Raw genomic sequence first — 17,607 nt, 5'->3', positions numbered from 1 at the left:
ACGTTGGCCCTGACCCGCACGGAAAAAAGCTGGATCCTTTACGATGTGGCCAATTCCGCCTTTGTCCTCATCGTCACCACCACCCTGATGCCGATTTTTTTCAAAACCCACGCGGCCCGGGAGGTGACGCCGGACACGGCCACGGCGTACTGGGGGTTCACCGTGGCCGCCTCTTCGTTGCTGTTGGCGCTGTTGGCGCCGTTTCTGGGGGCCCTGGCCGACTTTGAAGGCAACAAGCGGCGGTTTCTGTCCTGGGCCGTGGCCATCGGGGTGACCGCCACCCTGATGCTGTCCCTGGTCCGGCCCGGCCAGTGGCTGCTCTGCCTGGCCCTGTATGGCCTGGCCCGGATCGGGTTTTCCGGGGCCAATATTTTCTATGACGCCTTTCTGGTGGACGTGACCACGGATGAGCGCATGGACCGGATTTCCGCTTACGGGTACGGCTGGGGGTACATCGGCAGCGTCGCGCCTTTTCTGGCCGCCATCGCCCTTCTCTTTTTATTCAAAAGCCTTGCCGCCGCCGATCAGTTCCCGGCTCCGGGATTTTCAGCGGCTTTTCTGCTGACCGCCGCCTGGTGGGGGCTGTTCTCCATACCGATCTTCAGGAACGTCCGGCAGGCCCATTTTACGCCGGCGTCGTCCCGGCCCCTGGCCGATTCCCTGGCCGCCCTGATCACCACCATCAGAAAAATCGGGCTCTATAAAAACATCGCCCTGTTTCTGCTGGCCTATTTTTTTTATATCGACGGCGTGGACACCATCATCAGCATGTCCCTGGCCTACGGGCTGGACCAGAAGCTGAACCAGACCGTCCTGATCGGCGTGGTGCTGTTCATCCAGGTCCTGGGCTGGCCCTGCGCCATTGCCTTCGGCCTGCTGGCCGCCCGGATTTCCGCCAAGCGCATGATCCTGGCGGGGATCGGCGTTTACTGCCTGCTGACGTTTGTCGGTTACATGCTGCCGGTAATTGAAGACCCCGGTCTCAAGGTGGCGGTCTTTTTTGCCATGGGATTTCTCATCGCCCTGGCCCAGGGCGGCATCCAGTCCCTGAGCCGCTCCTTTTTCGGTCGCATGATTCCCAAGGAGCAGGCGGCGGAGTTCTTCGGGTTTTACAACATCTTCGGAAAATTCGCGGCCATCATCGGACCGGCCCTGATGGGCCTGACCACCCTGGCCACCGGGTCGTCCCGCCACGGGGTGCTGTCCATTTTACTTCTGTTTATCGCCGGCGGCGTGCTGCTGTGCTTTGTCAGGGAACCGGAGCGTCCTTAAGGCTTCATCCCCATGGCCCCTTTAGCCGCGGCCACCAGGCGGCCGACGCCGCCCTTTTTCCCGGCCATGATGGTTTCAAACATCGCCTCGGTTGATTCCGGCGGCACGGTTTCCATATCCTTTTTGACCAGCTTCAGCGATTGGGTCTTGCAGGTGGTCACGCACAGGCCGCAGCCGATGCATTTGTCCAGATTCAGGACGGCTTTTTTGTCCTTAATTTCAAAGGCGCCCATCTGGCAGCGCCGGACGCACTTGCCGCAGCCGTTGCAGGATTCGAGGTCCAGCGCGACGTAATAGTTGGAGGCCGTAAAATCCGCCGGCCGGGGCATGGTGCGCATCATTTCCAGGATGCCGCAGCAGCAGCCGCAGCACAGGCAGATGAACTGGGGCTCCTTCTCGTTGGACGGCTGAATCACCAGCCCTTCTTTTTCCGCCTGGTCCAGATGGGCCAGGGCCTCTTCTTTGGTAATCGGGCGTCCCCAGCCGTTTCGGGTGTACATGTCCCCGAAATCGCGAAACCCCAGGCATATTTCCTTGCGATCCGTTTTTTTGCACGGTTCGCCCACCATCTCCTTGGCCTTGCGGCAGATGCACTCGGCGATGGAAATCCCCTTTTCCGTGTTTTGGATGATCTTTCTGATTTCATCATAGGTGGCGATGGGGTGCTCCGGCGTGATGCTTTTTTCCACCGGGACGACCCGCATCTGGGGAATGGCCGATGTCAGGTATTCGATACCCCAGATCTTGGTCACGTATTCCCGCAGATCCAGGTAGAAGCCCGGGTTCATGCGGTTTAACTGCATTTCGTACATGCCGATGATCAGCGGATGCAGGGCGTACTCCCACACACCGTCCGTCTGCCGGGCAAAAATGATTCCTTTTTTTTCCATGGCCGAGAGCCGGTCGCTTATTTCTTCCCGGGACAGGCCCAGGGGCGCGCCGGCCCTGGCGAAAATCGCGTCCGCGGTTTCAAAATGCCAGTCCATGTAAACCGCCAGCCGGGCGTCGTCAATGCTGAACATGGCCTTGAGCAGCCGTCGCTCCACCCCGGAAAAAGTGGCCGGCATTCCCACCGGCAGGGTGTCCAGGTGCTTCCGCAGGGCTTTATAGGTTTTGTCCCACTGCCGTAATTCAACCAGCTTGTCTTTGATCGCCAGGGCCGCCTGTTTCATGTTGCCTCCGTATTTGAAAACAATATGATCTGAACCGCAGCCGTAACGATATAGCAACTCCCGGAATTTGTAAACCGCTCCCGCGTTTCGCCGGTCGATCATGACGTCTCAAGCCGGTTGTTCTGCCGATCGATGAAAGAATGGCCGGGGGGAGACGGCTCAATGTCAGCAGCAGGACAGACGGTTTCCGGAAAACATTCCCCTGATTGACGTTTCCCTGGCAAGAATGATATTCAATGGCGAAAACGGGATCCCCATCATTTACAGGAGGAGAAATTTTGAAAAAAATGATCCAGTGGGTTCTGCTGGCCGGACTGTGCCTGCTGTTCGCCTGTTCGCCGGCTGAGGTGAAAACGGCGTCGGACCAGGCGGCGGATTACGATGTGATCGTGATCGGCGCCGGCGGCGGCGGTCTCGGGGCCGCGGCCAGGCTGGCCCTGGCGGGGAAAAAAGTGCTGGTTTTTGAGCAGCATGATAAAGTGGGCGGGTACATGACCGGTTTTTCCCGCGGGGATTATACTTTTGACGTATCCCTCCACGCCATGGACGGCCTTGATCCCGGCGGCCTTACCCATGGATGGTTCCAGGAACTGGACATTTACCGGCGCCTCAAGCCGGTCCGGCTGGACCCCATGTACCGGGCCGCCTTTCCCGGATTTGCCCTGGATGTTCCCGCGGACATTGAACAGTACCGGAAACTGCTGAAGGAAAAGTTTCCTCTTGAGGCCGCCGGTATTGACCGGCTGTTTGAAACCCTGGACCGGATCGAACTGACCTCCTCCGCCGGCTTGCAATACATGAAAGGCAATACCTGGGGCGCCATGTGGGAAGGCCTGAAGCATCCCCGGGCGATTCGCACCATGCGCAAATACTGGGATGTCACCCTGACCCAACTGCTGGATGAGTTTATTTCGGACCAGCGGCTGCGGTCTGTCTTCACGCAGCTCTCCTATTTTCTGGGTGACGGTCCGGACCGGATTTCGGCCCTGGTGTTCGCGGCCATGTGGAACAGCTACCACCGCCACGGCTATTACTATTTTGAGGGCGGCTCCCAGTCCGTTTCCGACGCCCTGGCGGCGGTGATCCGGGAGCACGGCGGGGAAATCCGGCTCAACACCCTGGTGAAAAAAATACTGATCGAAGACGGGCGGGCGGTCGGTGTCCGGACCAAAAACAACCAGGTCTGGCGGAGCCGTTGCGTGATATCCAACGCCAACGCGCCCGACACCCTGCTCAAGCTGGCCGGTCGTGATCATCTGCCGGAGGATTACGCGAAAAAAGTGGAAGCCATGGAGATCGCCGCTTCCGCCTTTGTGGTCTATCTGGGAGTGGAAGCCGACTATACGCCTGAGTTTCCGGCCAGGGTCCATGAACTGATGATCAACATTTCCGAAGACCCGGTGACCAACACTCAAGGAATGCGGGAAGGAAAGATCGAAAAAGTGCCATACGCCATCACCAACTACTCCATGGTGGACCCCGGGGCGGCGCCGGCGGGTAAAAACGTCATTACCCTGACGACGGTCCTTCCCTATGACTGGCTTAAAGGCTGGCATGAAGACGAAGGGCACAGCAAATACACGGCTTTCAAAAATTTCATAGGCGAAAAACTGATCGCCCAGGCCGAAACTTACCTGCCGGGCCTGAACTCCCGGATCGAAGTCATGGAAGTCGGATCGCCGCGTACCATGAACCATTACACCTTAAACCCCAAAGGCTCCATCCTGGGCTGGGCCAATACCCCGCAGCAGAGCATGCTCAATCGGCTGCCCCAGGAAACACCCATAGAAAATCTTTACCTGGCCGGGGCCTGGACCTTTCCCTGCGGCGGGCAGTCGGCGGTGATCATGTCCGGCATCCTGGCGGCGGACAAGGTCTTGAAAAAAATGTAGACCGGAGAACGACGGGAACATCGTCATGGATCGGCTCGATTGCCAGCGGGAGTACTGGGACGGCGTGGCGGCAAAGAAAACCTTCACCCATCCCCTGCGGACAGAGCGGTTGCGTGAACATGTTCCGCCGGCAGGGAAAATCCTGGATTACGGATGCGGCTACGGCCGGACCTGCGCTCTGCTGCGGGAAAACGGTTTTCGGGACGTGGTCGGGGTCGATATTTCGTCGGAGATGATCCGCCAGGGGCTTCGCCTCCATCCCGGACTGGACCTGCGGCACATCCAGGGCGGGCCGCTGCCTTTTCCGGACGCTTCCTTTGATGCCTGCATTCTCCTGGCGGTCCTCAACTGCATTCCCACGGATCATGGCCAGAGAGAACTGGTGCGCGAACTGGTCAGGGTTTTGCGGCCGGGAGGTATTCTTTATCTCAGCGATTATCCCTTCCAGAAGGACGCCAGGAACACGGAGCGGTACCGCCGTTTTGAAGCTGAATTCGGAAGATACGGCGTTTTCCGGCTTTCCGAAGGCGCCGTTCTCCGGCATCACGACATGGCCTGGATTTACGAACTGCTGCCGCCGTTTGATATCATCATGGAAGAAAACAGAGAAGTGCTGACCATGAACGGCAGCCGGGCGGCCATATTTCAGATCATGGCGAAAAAAAGGTAGAAGGTCGGGCTACGACCGTTTTCTCCCGGCTCTCTCGGCTATCCCCCTGATTTTATTCTCCCAGCGGGCAACGGTCGCCGGATGATAGGTTGCCGGTATGTCACGATAGGCCGTTTCGATCGCCCGGGCGTCCAGCAGCGCCCGGGCCAGTTTTAACAGCAGGCCGGGACGGGACCTGCCTCTGACGGCACTTTGCAGCCCAGTGATTACCTGAAATGGCGGTCGTTCGCCAGCAATAAAGGGCACTGCCAGGTCATGGATTTGAATAACCCCTTTTCTGAACAGCCAGGAGATGTCACTGGCCGAGAGCGACTGAAAGCAGATCCGCATCATATCCAGGCCGGCGAAAGCGGCGCCCTGGCCGGTAATATAGCGCCGCGGATAATCCCATAAAGAGGCGGGACCATTGCCGCCGGACCGGCCGGCATGAACGATAGCCTCTCCGGCCATATGACCGGCCAGCAGGGCCGGTGAAATGCCGCCGCCGTTGGCCGGGTTGATCTGACAGGCCGCGTCGCCCGCGACCAGGTAGCCCTCACCCGCCAGCCGGGTCCGGCAGCGCCTGGCGGGCAACAGCCCGCCACCACGGCGAACCGGCGCAAAAGAGGATAGCCCCAGCCTGTCTTTGAGGCCGCTTAAAAGCTTTTTGATGCCGCCGGCTCTCTGCGTCCGCGGAACGGCAACGCCTACATCGATCATATTCTCCCGGTAAATCATCGTCCAGGCCATGCCGCCGCCATATCCCATAAGGATCCGGTTGCCGGTGCGGCGCAGGGTATCCGCATCATTGACGGAGATGATCTCTTTTATCCCGATGAAAACATCACCGGGATTGACCGGATCGGCCCGGAAGGGATAGTCGTAAGGAACCCGTGAATCGATTACGGAATGCAGACCGCTGGCATCGACGACGACATCGCCTTTGATGACATCCGTCGCGCCGTTATTGGCGCCGGCGATACGGACGCCGGTAACCCGCGTTCCAGACAATTCCGGCCCCAGGATCGTGGTTTCAGTTCGGACTTCCACATGGGGATGCGGCTCGACAAGATCAAACAGCCACTGGCTCATCCGGCTCCGGTCAATGTACAGGTGGGGACAGGGTCGGTTTTCGAGATTGCCCGGGTCGATCCTATCCTTCATGTCCGGCGTGAAAAAGACCGGCAGGGATACCGGGCGCCATAACGCCGGCGGCGGCAGGCCCAGGCCGAGGCGCTGAAAAACATCTTTTTCCACCACATCGCACCAGTCACGACCGGGGTTCCCGCGTCGGCGTTTGTCGATCAGCAGGACGTTCAGCCCGCCGGCAGCCGCTGCCCTGGCGCAGGCAAGACCGGCATTTCCGGCGCCGGCGATAATCACATCGTATCGTTTCGGCATTATCCCCTGCTATTTGCTTATATAAACGCGCGGACGGCCCGGGTGATGGAGTCGGCGCGGATCCGGGCGGGGGAAACATACCTTCCGCCCAGCTCTTCCGCGATCCTTTCCGCCATGCCGAATCCGCCCCTGGTTTCATGTTCGGTGTTGATGACCATCGTTTTGATGCGGAGGTCGTTTTTAATGATCCGGGCCAGGGAAAAAATTTCGTCATATATCCGGCCGGCCCTTTCCATGGAGTAGGAAACGCCCGGGTTTGCCCCGACATTGGCCCGGCCGTCACTGACCAGGATCAGGAGAGGAAGTGTTCCGCCTTTTCGCCGGTCTCCGGACCTGGCCAGCCGGTATCCCTGCATCAGCCCGGCCGCCAGGGGGGTCTTGCCGCCGGCCGGCAGGTCGCGAAGCTTCCTCCTGGCCAGGTCAACGCTGTCCGTGGGCGGGAGCAGGATTTCTCCCTTCCGGTCCCTGAAAGCGATCATGGCGACCCGGTCCCGTTTCTGATAGGCCTCCAGCAGCAGGCTCAGAACGGCCCCCTTGGTTTCTTTCATCAGGCGCGTACCCATGGACCCGGACGCGTCCACCACGAAGATCAACAGGGTCCGGGTTTTGTGCTCCCGGATTTTTTCCCGGATGTCCTCCGGAGCGATGGTGACGGCCAGGGGTCCCCGCGGCCGGTTTTTCTGGTGGACGGCGGCGGCGCGGATGGTGGCGTCCAGGGCGATATCATGGCCGGTCCGGCATGAGGTAAAGCGGATGTATCGGCCCCGTTTGTCATCCGCCACGGACCGGTGACGCCGGCCCGCCTTTTGCCTTTGCCGGGCCGCCGTATGCCTGATCTCCCGGGTGGAAACGGTTATGGATTCGTCAATGCCGAACATCACGCCCTGTCCGCTCGAGGCCGGCGGGGGAAAATGCTCTTTCGCACTCCCTTCGCCGCCGGTTGCCGCCGGACAGGGAGAGGCTGAGGTGTCCGCTCCCTTATCCGGTGCCAGGTGACGGGGCCGGGCGGCATGTCCCGGCGCATCGGCGTGGCCAATACTTTCCGGACGCGGTTCCGTGACCAGGTGATCGGTTCCATTGTCTGAGGACCTTGCCCGATGGACCAGCGCCATCAGGAGAGCGGCCTTTATGTCCCTGTCGGTTACAGCCGGCCGGCCGGCATAGGCGGTCAGGGCCCGGGCCGCCTTGACCGCGACAATTTCCGCCCGGTGCCCGGCCGCGCCGGCCCGGATACAGGCGGCAACAACAAAATCGATTTGTTGATTTGAGACCGTCACGGAATCGTAAAGCCGCATCGCCTCAGCGAGGCGCCGCGCTTCCCGGCGTTGCTCCTCTTCCCACACGGCCTCAAAAGCGGCCGGGTCGCGGTCAAAGGCCTCCCGCCGCCGCAGCAGTTCCACCCTGAGGGACAGATCCCGGATGCCGGCAACATTCACGCACAGTCCGAAACGGTCCAGCAGCTGTGGCCGCAACTCCCCCTCTTCCGGATTCATGGTGGCCACCATGGAGAATCGCGCGGCGTGGAGGAGGCTGACGCCCTCGCGTTCTACCCGGTTGGTTCCGGCGGCGACGGTATCGGTGATCAGATCCGCCAGGTGGTCATCCAGAAGGTTGACCTCATCCACGTACAGGATGCCTCCGTGGGCCCGGGCCAGGATTCCCGGGTTGAATCGCTTTTGGCCCGCGGCCAGGGCGTATTCAAAATCCAGCCCGCCGACCAGGTTGTCTTCGGAAGCATTGACCGGCAGGGTGACGAACGGAAACGGGCCGGATGAGATATCCGACAGCAGACAGGCCAGGGCCCGGGCGCAGGTGCTCTTGGCCGTGCCCTTCTCTCCCCGGATCAGAACCCCGACACCACCGGGCACAATGGCATTGATGATCAAGGCGCGCTTGAGGTGGTCCTGACCGACGATGGCGGTAAAGGGAAATACTTGACGATGGTCGCGGCCCCGGGTCATGAGTCCGTTTCCGCCGCTGCCCGGACCCGGTCCATGTCCAGGCCGGTTTCGTCAAACGGATGGCGCCGCGCCCGGTGATACAGGGCCAGGGAGGCGGTACTCAAAACGTCTTCCAGGCCCACTTCGGTCCGTCCCTCCAGAGCGGCGCGGGTGACGGCCGCCTTCATCATGATCAGGTCGGCCCGGTGGCCGTCAACGCCGACTTCCAGAGCGATATTGGAAATCCGGGAAAGCATCCGATCGGAAATGGTTACCCGGGAAAGGCGGCCCCTTGCTTCCGCGATTTTTGTTTTCAGGCGCAGCTCGTCTTCCGCGAACCGTTTCAGGAAAGCGTCCGGGTCGACCTCAAAGTCGTGGCGGCGCCTGACCAGTTCCACCCGTTCCGATCTTTCCTTCAGGCCGGTAATGGCGGCGCACAGGCCGAACCGGTCCAGGAGCTGTGGCCGCAGATCGCCTTCCTCCGGGTTCATGGTGCCCACCAGGATGAAACGGGCCGGATGGGAAACGCTGACGCCTTCGCGCTCGACGATGTTCACCCCCATGGCGGCGCTGTCCAATAAAATATCCACGATATGGTCATCCAGCAGGTTGACCTCGTCAACATAAAGAATGGCGCGGTGGGCCTCGGCCAGCAGGCCGGGTTCAAAACGTTTTTCACCGGTTTGCAGGGCATGGGTCAGGTCCAGAGTGCCGGCCACCCGGTCCTCGGTGGCGTTGATGGGCAGTTCCACCACCCGGCCCGGCCGGGTCATCCGCGGTAGATTACCGCCGCGGGACAGGCACTGGGCGCAAAGATGGTCCCGGTCGTCCGGATCGCAGTTAAAGGGGCAGTCTTTGACCACGGTCACTTCCGGCAGAAGGGCCGCCAGGGCACGGACGGCCGTGCTCTTGGCCGTTCCCTTTTCGCCCCGGATCAGCATGCCGCCGATGGCCGGGTTGACGGCGTTAAGGATCAGGCCCAGCTTCATCTGGTCCTGGCCAACGAGGGCGGAAAAGGGGAAGGTGGGAAGCATGGTTTATCTTTAACCCTTCAAAGTCATCCCGCCGCCGCTGTCGGAATGGCGTTTGGCATGGCATCTTCCGTCATGAACTCCCGGATCCCGGCAATAATCCGGTCCGGTTCATCATCCTGAAGATAATGGCTGGCCGTGGCGATTTTGACCGACGGCGCGTGATTCGGCAGCAGTTCTTCGAATTTTTTGATGAACCAGGGTACGAAGACCGGGTCTTTCATACCCCAGATCACCCGGGTGCGGACATCCCAGCCGTCCAGGTTCCGGCGGGTTTGTTTCAGCAGACGGGCAATGGGGCCGAAGGGCCCGACGGGAATCTGGCGCACGGATTTCATGATGGCGGTCCGTTCGTGGGGCCGCTGGAAGGGATAAAGGTACCCGGCCATGGCTTTTTCGTTCAGCCGGTTTTTGTTGTGAATGCCCAGCCGCATGGATGACCTTAAAAAAAGATTCCAGTCCATGGCCATGCGTTTTCCCAGCACCGGAATTTTGTATGACCACAGATAGGGAAAGGCATGGGCCCCCAGGCATTGCATCACCTCGGCCGGGGTTTCCGGCAGAAAGCCGGTGGTGTTCATGGGAATCAGTCGTTTAAATCTCTCTTTATTGGCCGCGGCGTAACTCAATCCGATGATGCCGCCCCAGTCCTGGCATACCAGGGTGATATCTTTCAGGCCGAGCCGGTCCACGAATATTTCCAGCCGGCGGATGTGGGCCTCCATGGAATAGTCGGCCCGGGGCGGCTTGTCCGAAAGGCCGTAACCCAGAAGATCGATGGCCACGCAGCGGAAATTCTTCTTTAAATCACGGATCAGATGGCGATAGAGATATGACCAGGTGGCGTTGCCGTGGATCATGAGAATCGTCTCGCCCGCGCCCTCATCCACGTAATTGATCCGGTCGCCTTCGATGTCGATATAATGAAAGGTTACGGGAAAATCGTCGATGTCGGCCAGCCGGATGGCGCGGTCCGGCTCGACCCCGATCCGGAGTGACCGCCTGATCAGGCCATGAGCGCTTTGTCGCAGAAAACTTTTTACCGGATCGCGCCGCGCCACCACTTTGGGGGCGGACTTGTCCCCGGCAAACCGGATGATCTCCCAGGGCGGATCCGATTCCCGGGCGGTGTTTGTCGATTCCCGAAGCAGACGGCGGTAGATGAATTTCTGAATCAGCCGGTTGACCGGCCGGTAATCGCCGCAATATTTTAAAAACTCTTTTTCCACGGCCTCCGCCCGTTTTCTGACCGTTTCGTTGGGCGCCAGTTCTTTCAGGCTGTAATAGAGATCGCCCTGCATGTATTTGGACTCAAAGTAGCACCGGTCGGCCGCGGCCTGGAGAAACGGATTGGTCGAGTGCACCATGGTTTTGTATCCCTGCATCAGCACGTCGCTGATGTTGAGCAGGGAGGGGCCGTTGGTTTCGTACAGCTTTTTGTGGCACAGATCAAAATAGTGCCGGATCCGGCCGTCATCGAAGTTGGCATGCTTGAAAATCCGGTCGCTCCAGATCTGCACATGCTCAAAGGAGAAGTTGTCGTACAGCCTGTTTTCCTCCATCATGCGGTCGTACAGCATGGTCCCGGGACAGGGGGTCAGGGGGGCGACCTGGTAAAAATCGGGCTTTAAAGAAACAAAATAATCGATGTCCTCCTCAATGTTCTCCGGAGTGTGAAAGTCCAGCCCCAGAATGCTGGAAGCGATGATCTTGATGCCGTAGCGATGCAGGTCTTCAAAAACTTCACGGATATCTTTCCCGGCGCGTTTCTGAAACTGGTGAACGGAGGTGACCACATCGTCGAACTTGGATTCCACGCCGATCCACAGGGCGCCGATGCCGGCCATGATCAGCTCCTCGGTGGTGTACTGGGACACGGAGCGGATACTGGCAAAGGAGGAAATGTTCACCTTGCCGATGAGGCCTGCTTCCTGTAAGAGCCGGGCGAAACGCATCACGTAGGGCCGGTCGAGCAGAAAGTCTTCATTCCAGAGCATGTTATAAACGAACCGGTCCCGGGTGTACTTTTTCATGACGGTCTTGAGTGTTTCCACGGTTTGTTCGGGCGTGGACACGAATATCTTTTTAAACCGGAAAAAGGCCGAGGTGTTGCAGAATTCACAGGCGTTGGGACAGCCCAGGGCCACCAGGGTGGAGGTGGTGGGCATGGCGGCGATATTTTCCATGCCTCTTACCGTCGACAGGGCCGGCGGCATATGCAGCTGGGTGATGGGCTCGCCGGGGTCCTGGCCGAGAATATTCCGGAAAAAACCGACCCCTTCCTCCCGGCAGACATAATCGGCATTGTCCAGGATGAATTGCGCGTCATTGTCCGGATCATGGGGCGGGGGATGGTACAGGGTGGATACCCCGTATCCGCCCAGCACGATTTTGCTTTTGGGGGAAATTTCTTTGATGATCCGGACCATTTTCGCGATCCGGGGAATATGGACCGTCACTACCTGGAGCCCGATATAATCATATCCTTTCTGAAGCTCCTTCCGGAAGACGGCTTCGTCGGGATGTTCGAGAATCACCGCCGGAACCTTGATGTTTTCGGCGATGAGATAGAACGCAAAGGTGGAAAAGAAGCCCCGCAGAGAAAAAGGCCCCTGGCCCCGGGTCAGGCGGGCCCCGAAAAGATCGGTCATGTCTTCGCCCCAGCCGAGATCATAGGGGCCGATGGCATTGGTGAGCAGTACGGTGGTCATGATTATCCTCCGGACGCCTGATGAGATAGAAGGATACTGCTGAAATGAATGTACATTTTAACTAAAAAGAGGCGTTGTGTCAAAGGCGTTTCGCGTTTTATCGCGCTTGCCTCTTTATTTAAAATCCTGTTGCCTTTGTATCCGCCCGGCGTCTCCATTGACTTCGATCATTTCATCAGGCGCCATCAGGGCGCAGGCGTTGGCCACGCCGGTGACGGCCGGGATGCCGTACTCCCTGGCCACGATGGCGGCGTGGGAGAGCATGCCGCCGGTCTGAACCACCAGGCCGGCGATCAGGCCGAAGACCGGCGTCCAGCCCGGATCGGTGTTGGGCGCCACCAGGATATCCCCGGCGCGCACGGTCCGAAGTTCATCCACGGAGCGGACGATCCTTGCCGGGCCCCGGGCAAGGCCGGGCGAGGCTCCGGTTCCGGAAAGGATGCCGGCCGGGGGATGAAGGGGCTCCTCCGGGGGCGGGCAGGGCTTGTCGTCCATGATCCATTCCGGCGGCAGGGTTTTGGAATCCGCCTCGAACCGGGCCCGGCGACGGTCCAGTCCGTCCGGGGCAGCCGCTTTTCCGGTCCAGGTTTTCCCCAGTTCGTCATAAGTTAAAAAGAAAATGTCGTCGGGCTGCCGCAGGACGCTTCTTTTGACCAGCCGGTTGGCGACTTCTAGCAGCACATGCCGCATGTCCGTTAAAATGTAATCCAGGGCGTATCGCTGATTTTCCCGGTACTGGGTATAGGCCCGGGCCAGCTTCAGAAGGCGCCGGGCAGCCGCTCGTTTCCACCAGCCGCCGGGGTTCTGACCGATCTCGTCCAGCCAGCGGGCTTCAAAGTCGTTGTGATGGGGCTTTTCATCCGCGGCTTTGCCGGAGGCGGCCAGGGCCAGAACCGGCCCGATGACCAGGGAAGGGTCGTCCATCCAGCGGGGCAGATGCAGTTCCCGGGAGCTGCCGCGATGGCCGTGCTCGGCGATGAACTTCTCCAGGCGGGCTGCAAAATCTCCGGCCCCGGGCAGGGCCTGGATTTCATCCAGCGTCGGCGTGGCCGGGCGGCCGGCGGCCAGGGCCATCAGGGCCGGCACCTGCGCTGCTTCACGGCCGAGAGCCTTCATTTCTTCATTTACCCGTCGGGTGGTGTTGCCGGCCGGGTCGATCAAAAGCATTTCCAGGAAATGGCCTTCCGGGTCGGAAAAGGCGTCAAAGGAGGTCCACTTTTCCGTGATCCAGGCGCAGGCCAGCTTGGTGGCCATCAGGTACGAGGCCAGGCCCCAGCGGATAAAACGAAAATGCGCGCGGCCCATCCTGTCGCCGGCCTTGAGCCGCTTCCACAGGGCCCGGTCATCCAGACGGGTCAGGTCGTCGGAAAGCCGCGGCTTCAGTTTTTTTCGGACGCGCCGGGTATATCCGGGCAGCTTTTTGTAATGGGAAAGAATGGAAGCGTGGCGGTCGGCCAGCCGGGACCGGACGGCGCTGGCCATCAGGACCAGGGGGCGGAACTTCAAATCCGGCAGCTCGGGCCGCCAGTAGGGCGGAATCCAGCCAAGCATTCTTTCGATCCGCAGCGGCGGAGGAACCAGGGTCAGCAGCCGGTACATGTATTCGGAATTGAAGTACACATGACTGTGAATCCGGGCAAAGGGCGTCACGTCCCGGAGAAAATTCCAGCCGTTGATCCGGGCCAGGTCGGCCATGTAATCTTCCCGGATCCAGCGGCCCAGGAAGGTGTACTGCAGGTCGGTGGTGGCCTCGGCCCAGAACTCGTCCCCCCAGGCCCGGGTCCAGACTTTGGCCGGCCGGCGGATGGTGGTAATGGGCCGGGTCTGGAGCAGCCAGAGGGTTTCGCCGTCAAAGGCCCATTCCGCGTCCTGAGGCGACCCGAAGAACCGTTCCAGTTCGCGGGCCAGGCGGGCAAAGGCTTCCTGTCCGACCTGGTTGAGGCAGTTGACCGGGTTGGCCGTCCGCTCCGACATGATCTTCCCGCCCCGGGACAGCTCCAGGCGGTCCGGCGCCCGGCGGCCGGCCACCAGGTCTTCGCCCAAGCCCGGCACGCCCTCTACCACGATGCGGTCCTGGTCCGGACGGACGGGGTGCCGCGTGAAGAGAACGCCGGCGCACCTTGCCGGCACCATTTTCTGGAGGATGACCGCCAGGGAGGGTTTGCCGTCACGGCCCAGGTCCGCTCGGTAGGACTCGGCCCGGGTGGAATAGACCGATTCCCGGCATTTGGTCACGCACTCGAAAATTCCGGCAGCGGGAACATTGAGAAAGGTGTCGTGCTGGCCGGCAAAGGAGGCCTCGGCCCCGTCTTCATCCGCGGCCGAGGAGCGCACCGCCCACAACAGGTCCGGCCGGTCGTGGGGTTTGATGGCCCGCTCGATGAATCGTTTGACTTCGGGAATCTCGATCCAGTCCAGATCATTGAGCAGGGTCGTCGGCAGCACCGCCCCGGCCGGAACGTCGAATCCGGCCCGCATGAGCCGGACCAGGTTGGCGCCCTTGCCGCCCAGCAGGGATATGTCCGGAGGCGTATCCGGTGAAAGAGGCAGCCAGAAAGGGCCTTCCTTGTCAGCCGTCATGGTGTCGTCCGCCGGCATGCCGCCGGGTTAAAAGTAAAGAGGAAATTATGGTATTATCATATTCCTTCTGGACAAATTATCCACGCAAAAACAAAACGGGCTTTTTAAAAAAATGAAGGTGGAATAAATTTGTTGACAGGGGGACAGGAAATACACATACTAAAGTATCTGACTTGGGTATGTATAATTCGTATCAGGGGAGGGCATATGACCATCAAAGATTTTACGGGTAAGAAATGTTTCATCACCGGCGCGGCCAGCGGCATCGGCAAGGCCACGGCTACGGTTTTTGCCGGGCTGGGCGCCCGCCTGTTTCTGACCGACATCAACCGGGCCCAGCTGGAATCGGTGGTCGCGTCGATAAAAGAAAAGGGAGGAACCGTTGTCGCCTGGGACGCTTTCGACATATCGGACCATGACGCGGTCCGGCAGTTTGCCGAGAAAATCCAGCAGGAGTCCGGTCCCATGGACATTGTCATGAATATCGCCGGCACGTCCACCTGGGGATCGGTTTCCAGCTTGAAGCATGAGCACTGGAAAAAGATGATTGACATTAACCTGATGGGGCCGATAAACGTTATCGAGTGCCTGCTGCCGGCCATGGTGGCGGCGAAAAAGGGCGGGCACCTGGTCAATGTTTCCTCGGCCGCGGGCCTGATCGCCATGCCCTGGCATGCCGCCTACAGCGCCAGCAAGTTCGGCCTGCGGGGCGTTTCCGAGGTGCTGCGCTATGACCTGCGCCGATACCGGATCGGGGTCACCGTGGTCTGCCCGGGCGCGGTGAAAACGCCCCTGGTGGCAACGGTCCAGATCCTCGGCATCGAACGGAACCACCCGGAAGTGAAAAAGCTGGTGGGGCGATTTGAAAAACACGCTGTCACCCCGGAAAAAGTGGCCCGGGACATCATCAGCGGGATACGGAAAAACCGGTTCATGGTGATTACCTCCCCGGACATCAAACTGATTTACTGGCTGAAAAGAAAATTTTTCATCGCCTATCACATCACCATGATCCAGATGAACAATCTGCTGATGCATTTTTTTTCCAAAGCCAGGATACGAGAGTAGCGGAAGGCTTCAGCCTTCCAGAATAAAATCGTAAGGACCGATACAAAATGAGCAAAACCCATTTAAAAGAACGGCTCATGGGTTCCGCCGGTAGCATGGTGGACGACATTTTCCTGCTTCCGCCGAGAATTGCCAATCCTTTCCGGCCGCGCAGGAGAATCAGCCGCGAGGCCTATGAGCGGCAACTGGATTTTTACATCACCAGCGGATACGTCGACCGCCCGGAAACTTTTTTCACCTTCCCGGCGGGCACGCCCGCCTATACCATTGTGGACCGGCGGCCCTATTATGACGGCGAGAGCCAGCTCATCCGGTATGAAAGCGGGTACACGGCCAGAAACCCCCTGATCCGGGAAAAGTATCATGCCTTCGACGCCAACCGGACAGGGTACCTGGTGCGCTGGACCCACGGCGAACGGGGGCGCAAGACCGTCCTGTGCCATCACGGCTACATGCTCGGAGAGCCCCGGCAGGCGAGAAGAATGTTCAAGGTCCGGCAACTGTTCTCAACGGGCCTGGACGTGGTTCTCTTCATCGCTCCTTTTCACTGGAAGCGGAGCGCCGGGCCCCTGATGCAGCGGGGCATTTACCTGCAGCCGGACAACGTGGTCATGACCTGCGAGTGCGTCGGGCAGAACATGCATGACCTGTACGGCGCCTTCCGGATCCTGTCGGACCTGGGCTCCTCGAAAACCGGCCTGATCGGCGCCAGCCTGGGCGGTTACAACACAGCCCTGTTCATCAGCCTGACGGACGTTCCCGCCTTCGGCGCCATGATCGTTCCGGCCGTTAATTTCAGCATGCCCCTGGGACCGGACACGGCCCGGCACGCCTTTGCCGTTGACGACCGCCTCCGGCAAAAGATTCAAAGCGTCTGGGAACTGCACTCGCCCCTGAATTTCATGCCCAAAATTCCGGCTGAAAAAATCCTGGTGGTGGCCTCCCGCAGCGACCGGTTGTGTCCCTTTGAATACGTGCAGGCCCTGTGCGACAAGTGGGGTGTAAAAAACAGGCATTTTCTCACCGGCGGGCACTGGCTCATCTTCAACCGCCAGGAGCGGGGCCGGGCCTGGTATGCGTTTCTCGAGGACATGGGGTTCCTGGATGGAAAAGCCGGGGGGTAAGGGAACAAGGTGAAAGGTTTAGGGTTCAGGGTATAAGGTGCAGGGTACAAGGTGTGAGGTATAGGGTGTAAGGTTCAGGGTATAAGGTGTAATGGGTGCAACGATGGGGCGACCGGCGGTCGCCCCATCGGTTATCGTGTTCGTATCCCCTCAAAGACAAACAGCGCCTTGCTGTTGGCCGCCTCAACCAGGCTGTAGGCCCCGTTGTTCAGGCACCAGTCGAAGATAACGCCCCGGTACAACTGCACCAGTGTTTCCGTGATGGTGTCGGCGCTCTGGTCTTTGCGGATATCGCCGCTTTTCTGCCCTTCCTTTACTAAAGAGAGGATGATCTTGTAGAGGCTGAAACTCTTCGAGGTCAGGAACGATTTGTTTTTACCCGCGCCGGTTTCCACGTGATACACCAGCTTAACCGCCTTCCACCCGATCTCCTCCAGCTTGCGCATGGCATACAGTTGAAAGGCATACATCTTATCGAAAACGCTTTTGGCCTTTTTAGAATCCGCCAGGACTTCATCGTAACTGGCGTCAAGATACATGAAATTTTCGACAATGACCTGGTCTTTTGACTTGAAGTGGGTGTAAAAGGCGCCCTTGGAAACGCCTATTCTCTCGCAGATATCGTCGATGGTGACGTTTTCATAGCCGCGCTCGTTAAAAAGCGCCAGCGACGTCTCGAAGAGTTTCTGGCGGGTTTCTCTTCCCTGAAGTTTCCGTTTAGTGAGCTTTTCTCCGGGCATCAATTCATATCCAAAAGTTATCCGCAG

The 17,607-nt window shown here is 59.5% G+C and carries 12 protein-coding genes; 5 read left to right on the top strand and 7 right to left on the bottom strand.

Translation table 11 applies throughout. The features are described 5' to 3' along the window. Positions 1 to 3 precede the first annotated feature (3 nt). The gene (locus tag AB1724_10535; protein ID MEW6078240.1) at positions 4 to 1,272 is read left to right on the top strand and encodes an MFS transporter; all 1,269 of its coding nucleotides are present in this window, start codon (positions 4 to 6) and stop codon (positions 1,270 to 1,272) included. On the opposite strand, the gene AB1724_10530 is transcribed toward AB1724_10535, so the two are convergent. Then, entirely contained in the window at positions 1,269 to 2,546 is a 1,278-nt protein-coding gene (locus tag AB1724_10530; GenBank protein ID MEW6078239.1) for a 4Fe-4S binding protein, read from the bottom strand. The genes AB1724_10535 and AB1724_10530 overlap by 4 nt on opposite strands. Before the next feature lie 185 nt (positions 2,547 to 2,731). Here AB1724_10530 and AB1724_10525 point away from each other — a divergent pair, with 185 nt between their 5' ends. Together AB1724_10525 and AB1724_10520 are read left to right on the top strand one after the other, a co-directional pair. Continuing rightward, complete coding sequence (locus AB1724_10525) at positions 2,732 to 4,336, top strand: NAD(P)/FAD-dependent oxidoreductase (protein MEW6078238.1); 1,605 nt, start codon at positions 2,732 to 2,734, stop codon at positions 4,334 to 4,336. A 25-nt stretch (positions 4,337 to 4,361) separates the two neighbouring features. Next, positions 4,362 to 5,006, top strand: a complete 645-nt coding sequence (locus AB1724_10520; GenBank protein MEW6078237.1) for a class I SAM-dependent methyltransferase — start codon at positions 4,362 to 4,364, stop codon at positions 5,004 to 5,006. A gap of 9 nt (positions 5,007 to 5,015) precedes the next feature. On the opposite strand, the gene AB1724_10515 is transcribed toward AB1724_10520, so the two are convergent. The 5 genes from AB1724_10515 to AB1724_10495 form a co-directional block, all read right to left on the bottom strand. Further along, the gene (locus AB1724_10515; GenBank protein MEW6078236.1) at positions 5,016 to 6,386 is read right to left on the bottom strand and encodes an NAD(P)/FAD-dependent oxidoreductase; all 1,371 of its coding nucleotides are present in this window, start codon (positions 6,384 to 6,386) and stop codon (positions 5,016 to 5,018) included. Positions 6,387 to 6,403: 17 nt separating this feature from the next. Further along, a complete protein-coding gene (locus tag AB1724_10510) occupies positions 6,404 to 8,347 on the bottom strand; it encodes an ATP-binding protein (GenBank protein ID MEW6078235.1) in 1,944 nt (647 codons plus the stop codon). Beyond that, complete coding sequence (locus tag AB1724_10505; GenBank protein MEW6078234.1) at positions 8,344 to 9,360, bottom strand: ATP-binding protein; 1,017 nt, start codon at positions 9,358 to 9,360, stop codon at positions 8,344 to 8,346. The genes AB1724_10510 and AB1724_10505 overlap by 4 nt, the downstream gene beginning before the upstream one ends. A 23-nt stretch (positions 9,361 to 9,383) precedes the next feature. Then, on the bottom strand, positions 9,384 to 12,068 hold the full coding sequence (locus AB1724_10500; GenBank protein MEW6078233.1) for an alpha/beta fold hydrolase: 2,685 nt from the start codon (positions 12,066 to 12,068) through the stop codon (positions 9,384 to 9,386). Positions 12,069 to 12,182: 114 nt separating this feature from the next. Beyond that, positions 12,183 to 14,648, bottom strand: a complete 2,466-nt coding sequence (locus tag AB1724_10495; protein ID MEW6078232.1) for a PEP/pyruvate-binding domain-containing protein — start codon at positions 14,646 to 14,648, stop codon at positions 12,183 to 12,185. Positions 14,649 to 14,855: 207 nt separating this feature from the next. On the opposite strand from AB1724_10495, the gene AB1724_10490 reads away from it, so the two are divergent. Then, positions 14,856 to 15,716 carry an SDR family oxidoreductase gene (locus tag AB1724_10490; GenBank protein ID MEW6078231.1) on the top strand — a complete coding sequence of 287 codons (861 nt, stop codon included), beginning with the start codon at positions 14,856 to 14,858 and terminating at the stop codon, positions 15,714 to 15,716. A 47-nt stretch (positions 15,717 to 15,763) separates the two neighbouring features. After that, the gene (locus AB1724_10485) at positions 15,764 to 16,840 is read left to right on the top strand and encodes a hypothetical protein (protein MEW6078230.1); all 1,077 of its coding nucleotides are present in this window, start codon (positions 15,764 to 15,766) and stop codon (positions 16,838 to 16,840) included. Positions 16,841 to 16,971: 131 nt separating this feature from the next. On the opposite strand, the gene AB1724_10480 is transcribed toward AB1724_10485, so the two are convergent. Beyond that, positions 16,972 to 17,580 (bottom strand): TetR/AcrR family transcriptional regulator, encoded by a 609-nt coding sequence (locus AB1724_10480; protein ID MEW6078229.1) that lies wholly within the window; start codon positions 17,578 to 17,580, stop codon positions 16,972 to 16,974. Positions 17,581 to 17,607: the final 27 nt, after the last annotated feature.

This window comes from Thermodesulfobacteriota bacterium, assembly GCA_040753795.1.
Lineage (GTDB): Bacteria > Desulfobacterota > Desulfobacteria > Desulfobacterales > Desulfosudaceae > JBFMDX01.
Note: the sequence above shows the minus strand (reverse complement) of the source record. Positions and strands in the feature narration are given on the sequence as shown.

Bases quoted from the DNA above. Each gene is read 5' to 3' on its own strand.
- AB1724_10495 (MEW6078232.1), bottom strand. From the start codon at position 14,648: ATGACGGCTGACAAGGAAGGCCCTTTCTGGCTGCCTCTTTCACCGGAT.
- AB1724_10530 (MEW6078239.1), bottom strand. From the start codon at position 2,546: ATGATCGACCGGCGAAACGCGGGAGCGGTTTACAAATTCCGGGAGTTG.
- AB1724_10490 (MEW6078231.1), top strand. From the start codon at position 14,856: ATGACCATCAAAGATTTTACGGGTAAGAAATGTTTCATCACCGGCGCG.
- AB1724_10500 (MEW6078233.1), bottom strand. From the start codon at position 12,068: ATGACCACCGTACTGCTCACCAATGCCATCGGCCCCTATGATCTCGGC.
- AB1724_10485 (MEW6078230.1), top strand. From the start codon at position 15,764: ATGAGCAAAACCCATTTAAAAGAACGGCTCATGGGTTCCGCCGGTAGC.
- AB1724_10480 (MEW6078229.1), bottom strand. From the start codon at position 17,580: ATGCCCGGAGAAAAGCTCACTAAACGGAAACTTCAGGGAAGAGAAACC.
- AB1724_10525 (MEW6078238.1), top strand. From the start codon at position 2,732: ATGATCCAGTGGGTTCTGCTGGCCGGACTGTGCCTGCTGTTCGCCTGT.
- AB1724_10510 (MEW6078235.1), bottom strand. From the start codon at position 8,347: ATGACCCGGGGCCGCGACCATCGTCAAGTATTTCCCTTTACCGCCATC.
- AB1724_10505 (MEW6078234.1), bottom strand. From the start codon at position 9,360: ATGCTTCCCACCTTCCCCTTTTCCGCCCTCGTTGGCCAGGACCAGATG.
- AB1724_10515 (MEW6078236.1), bottom strand. From the start codon at position 6,386: ATGCCGAAACGATACGATGTGATTATCGCCGGCGCCGGAAATGCCGGT.
- AB1724_10520 (MEW6078237.1), top strand. From the start codon at position 4,362: ATGGATCGGCTCGATTGCCAGCGGGAGTACTGGGACGGCGTGGCGGCA.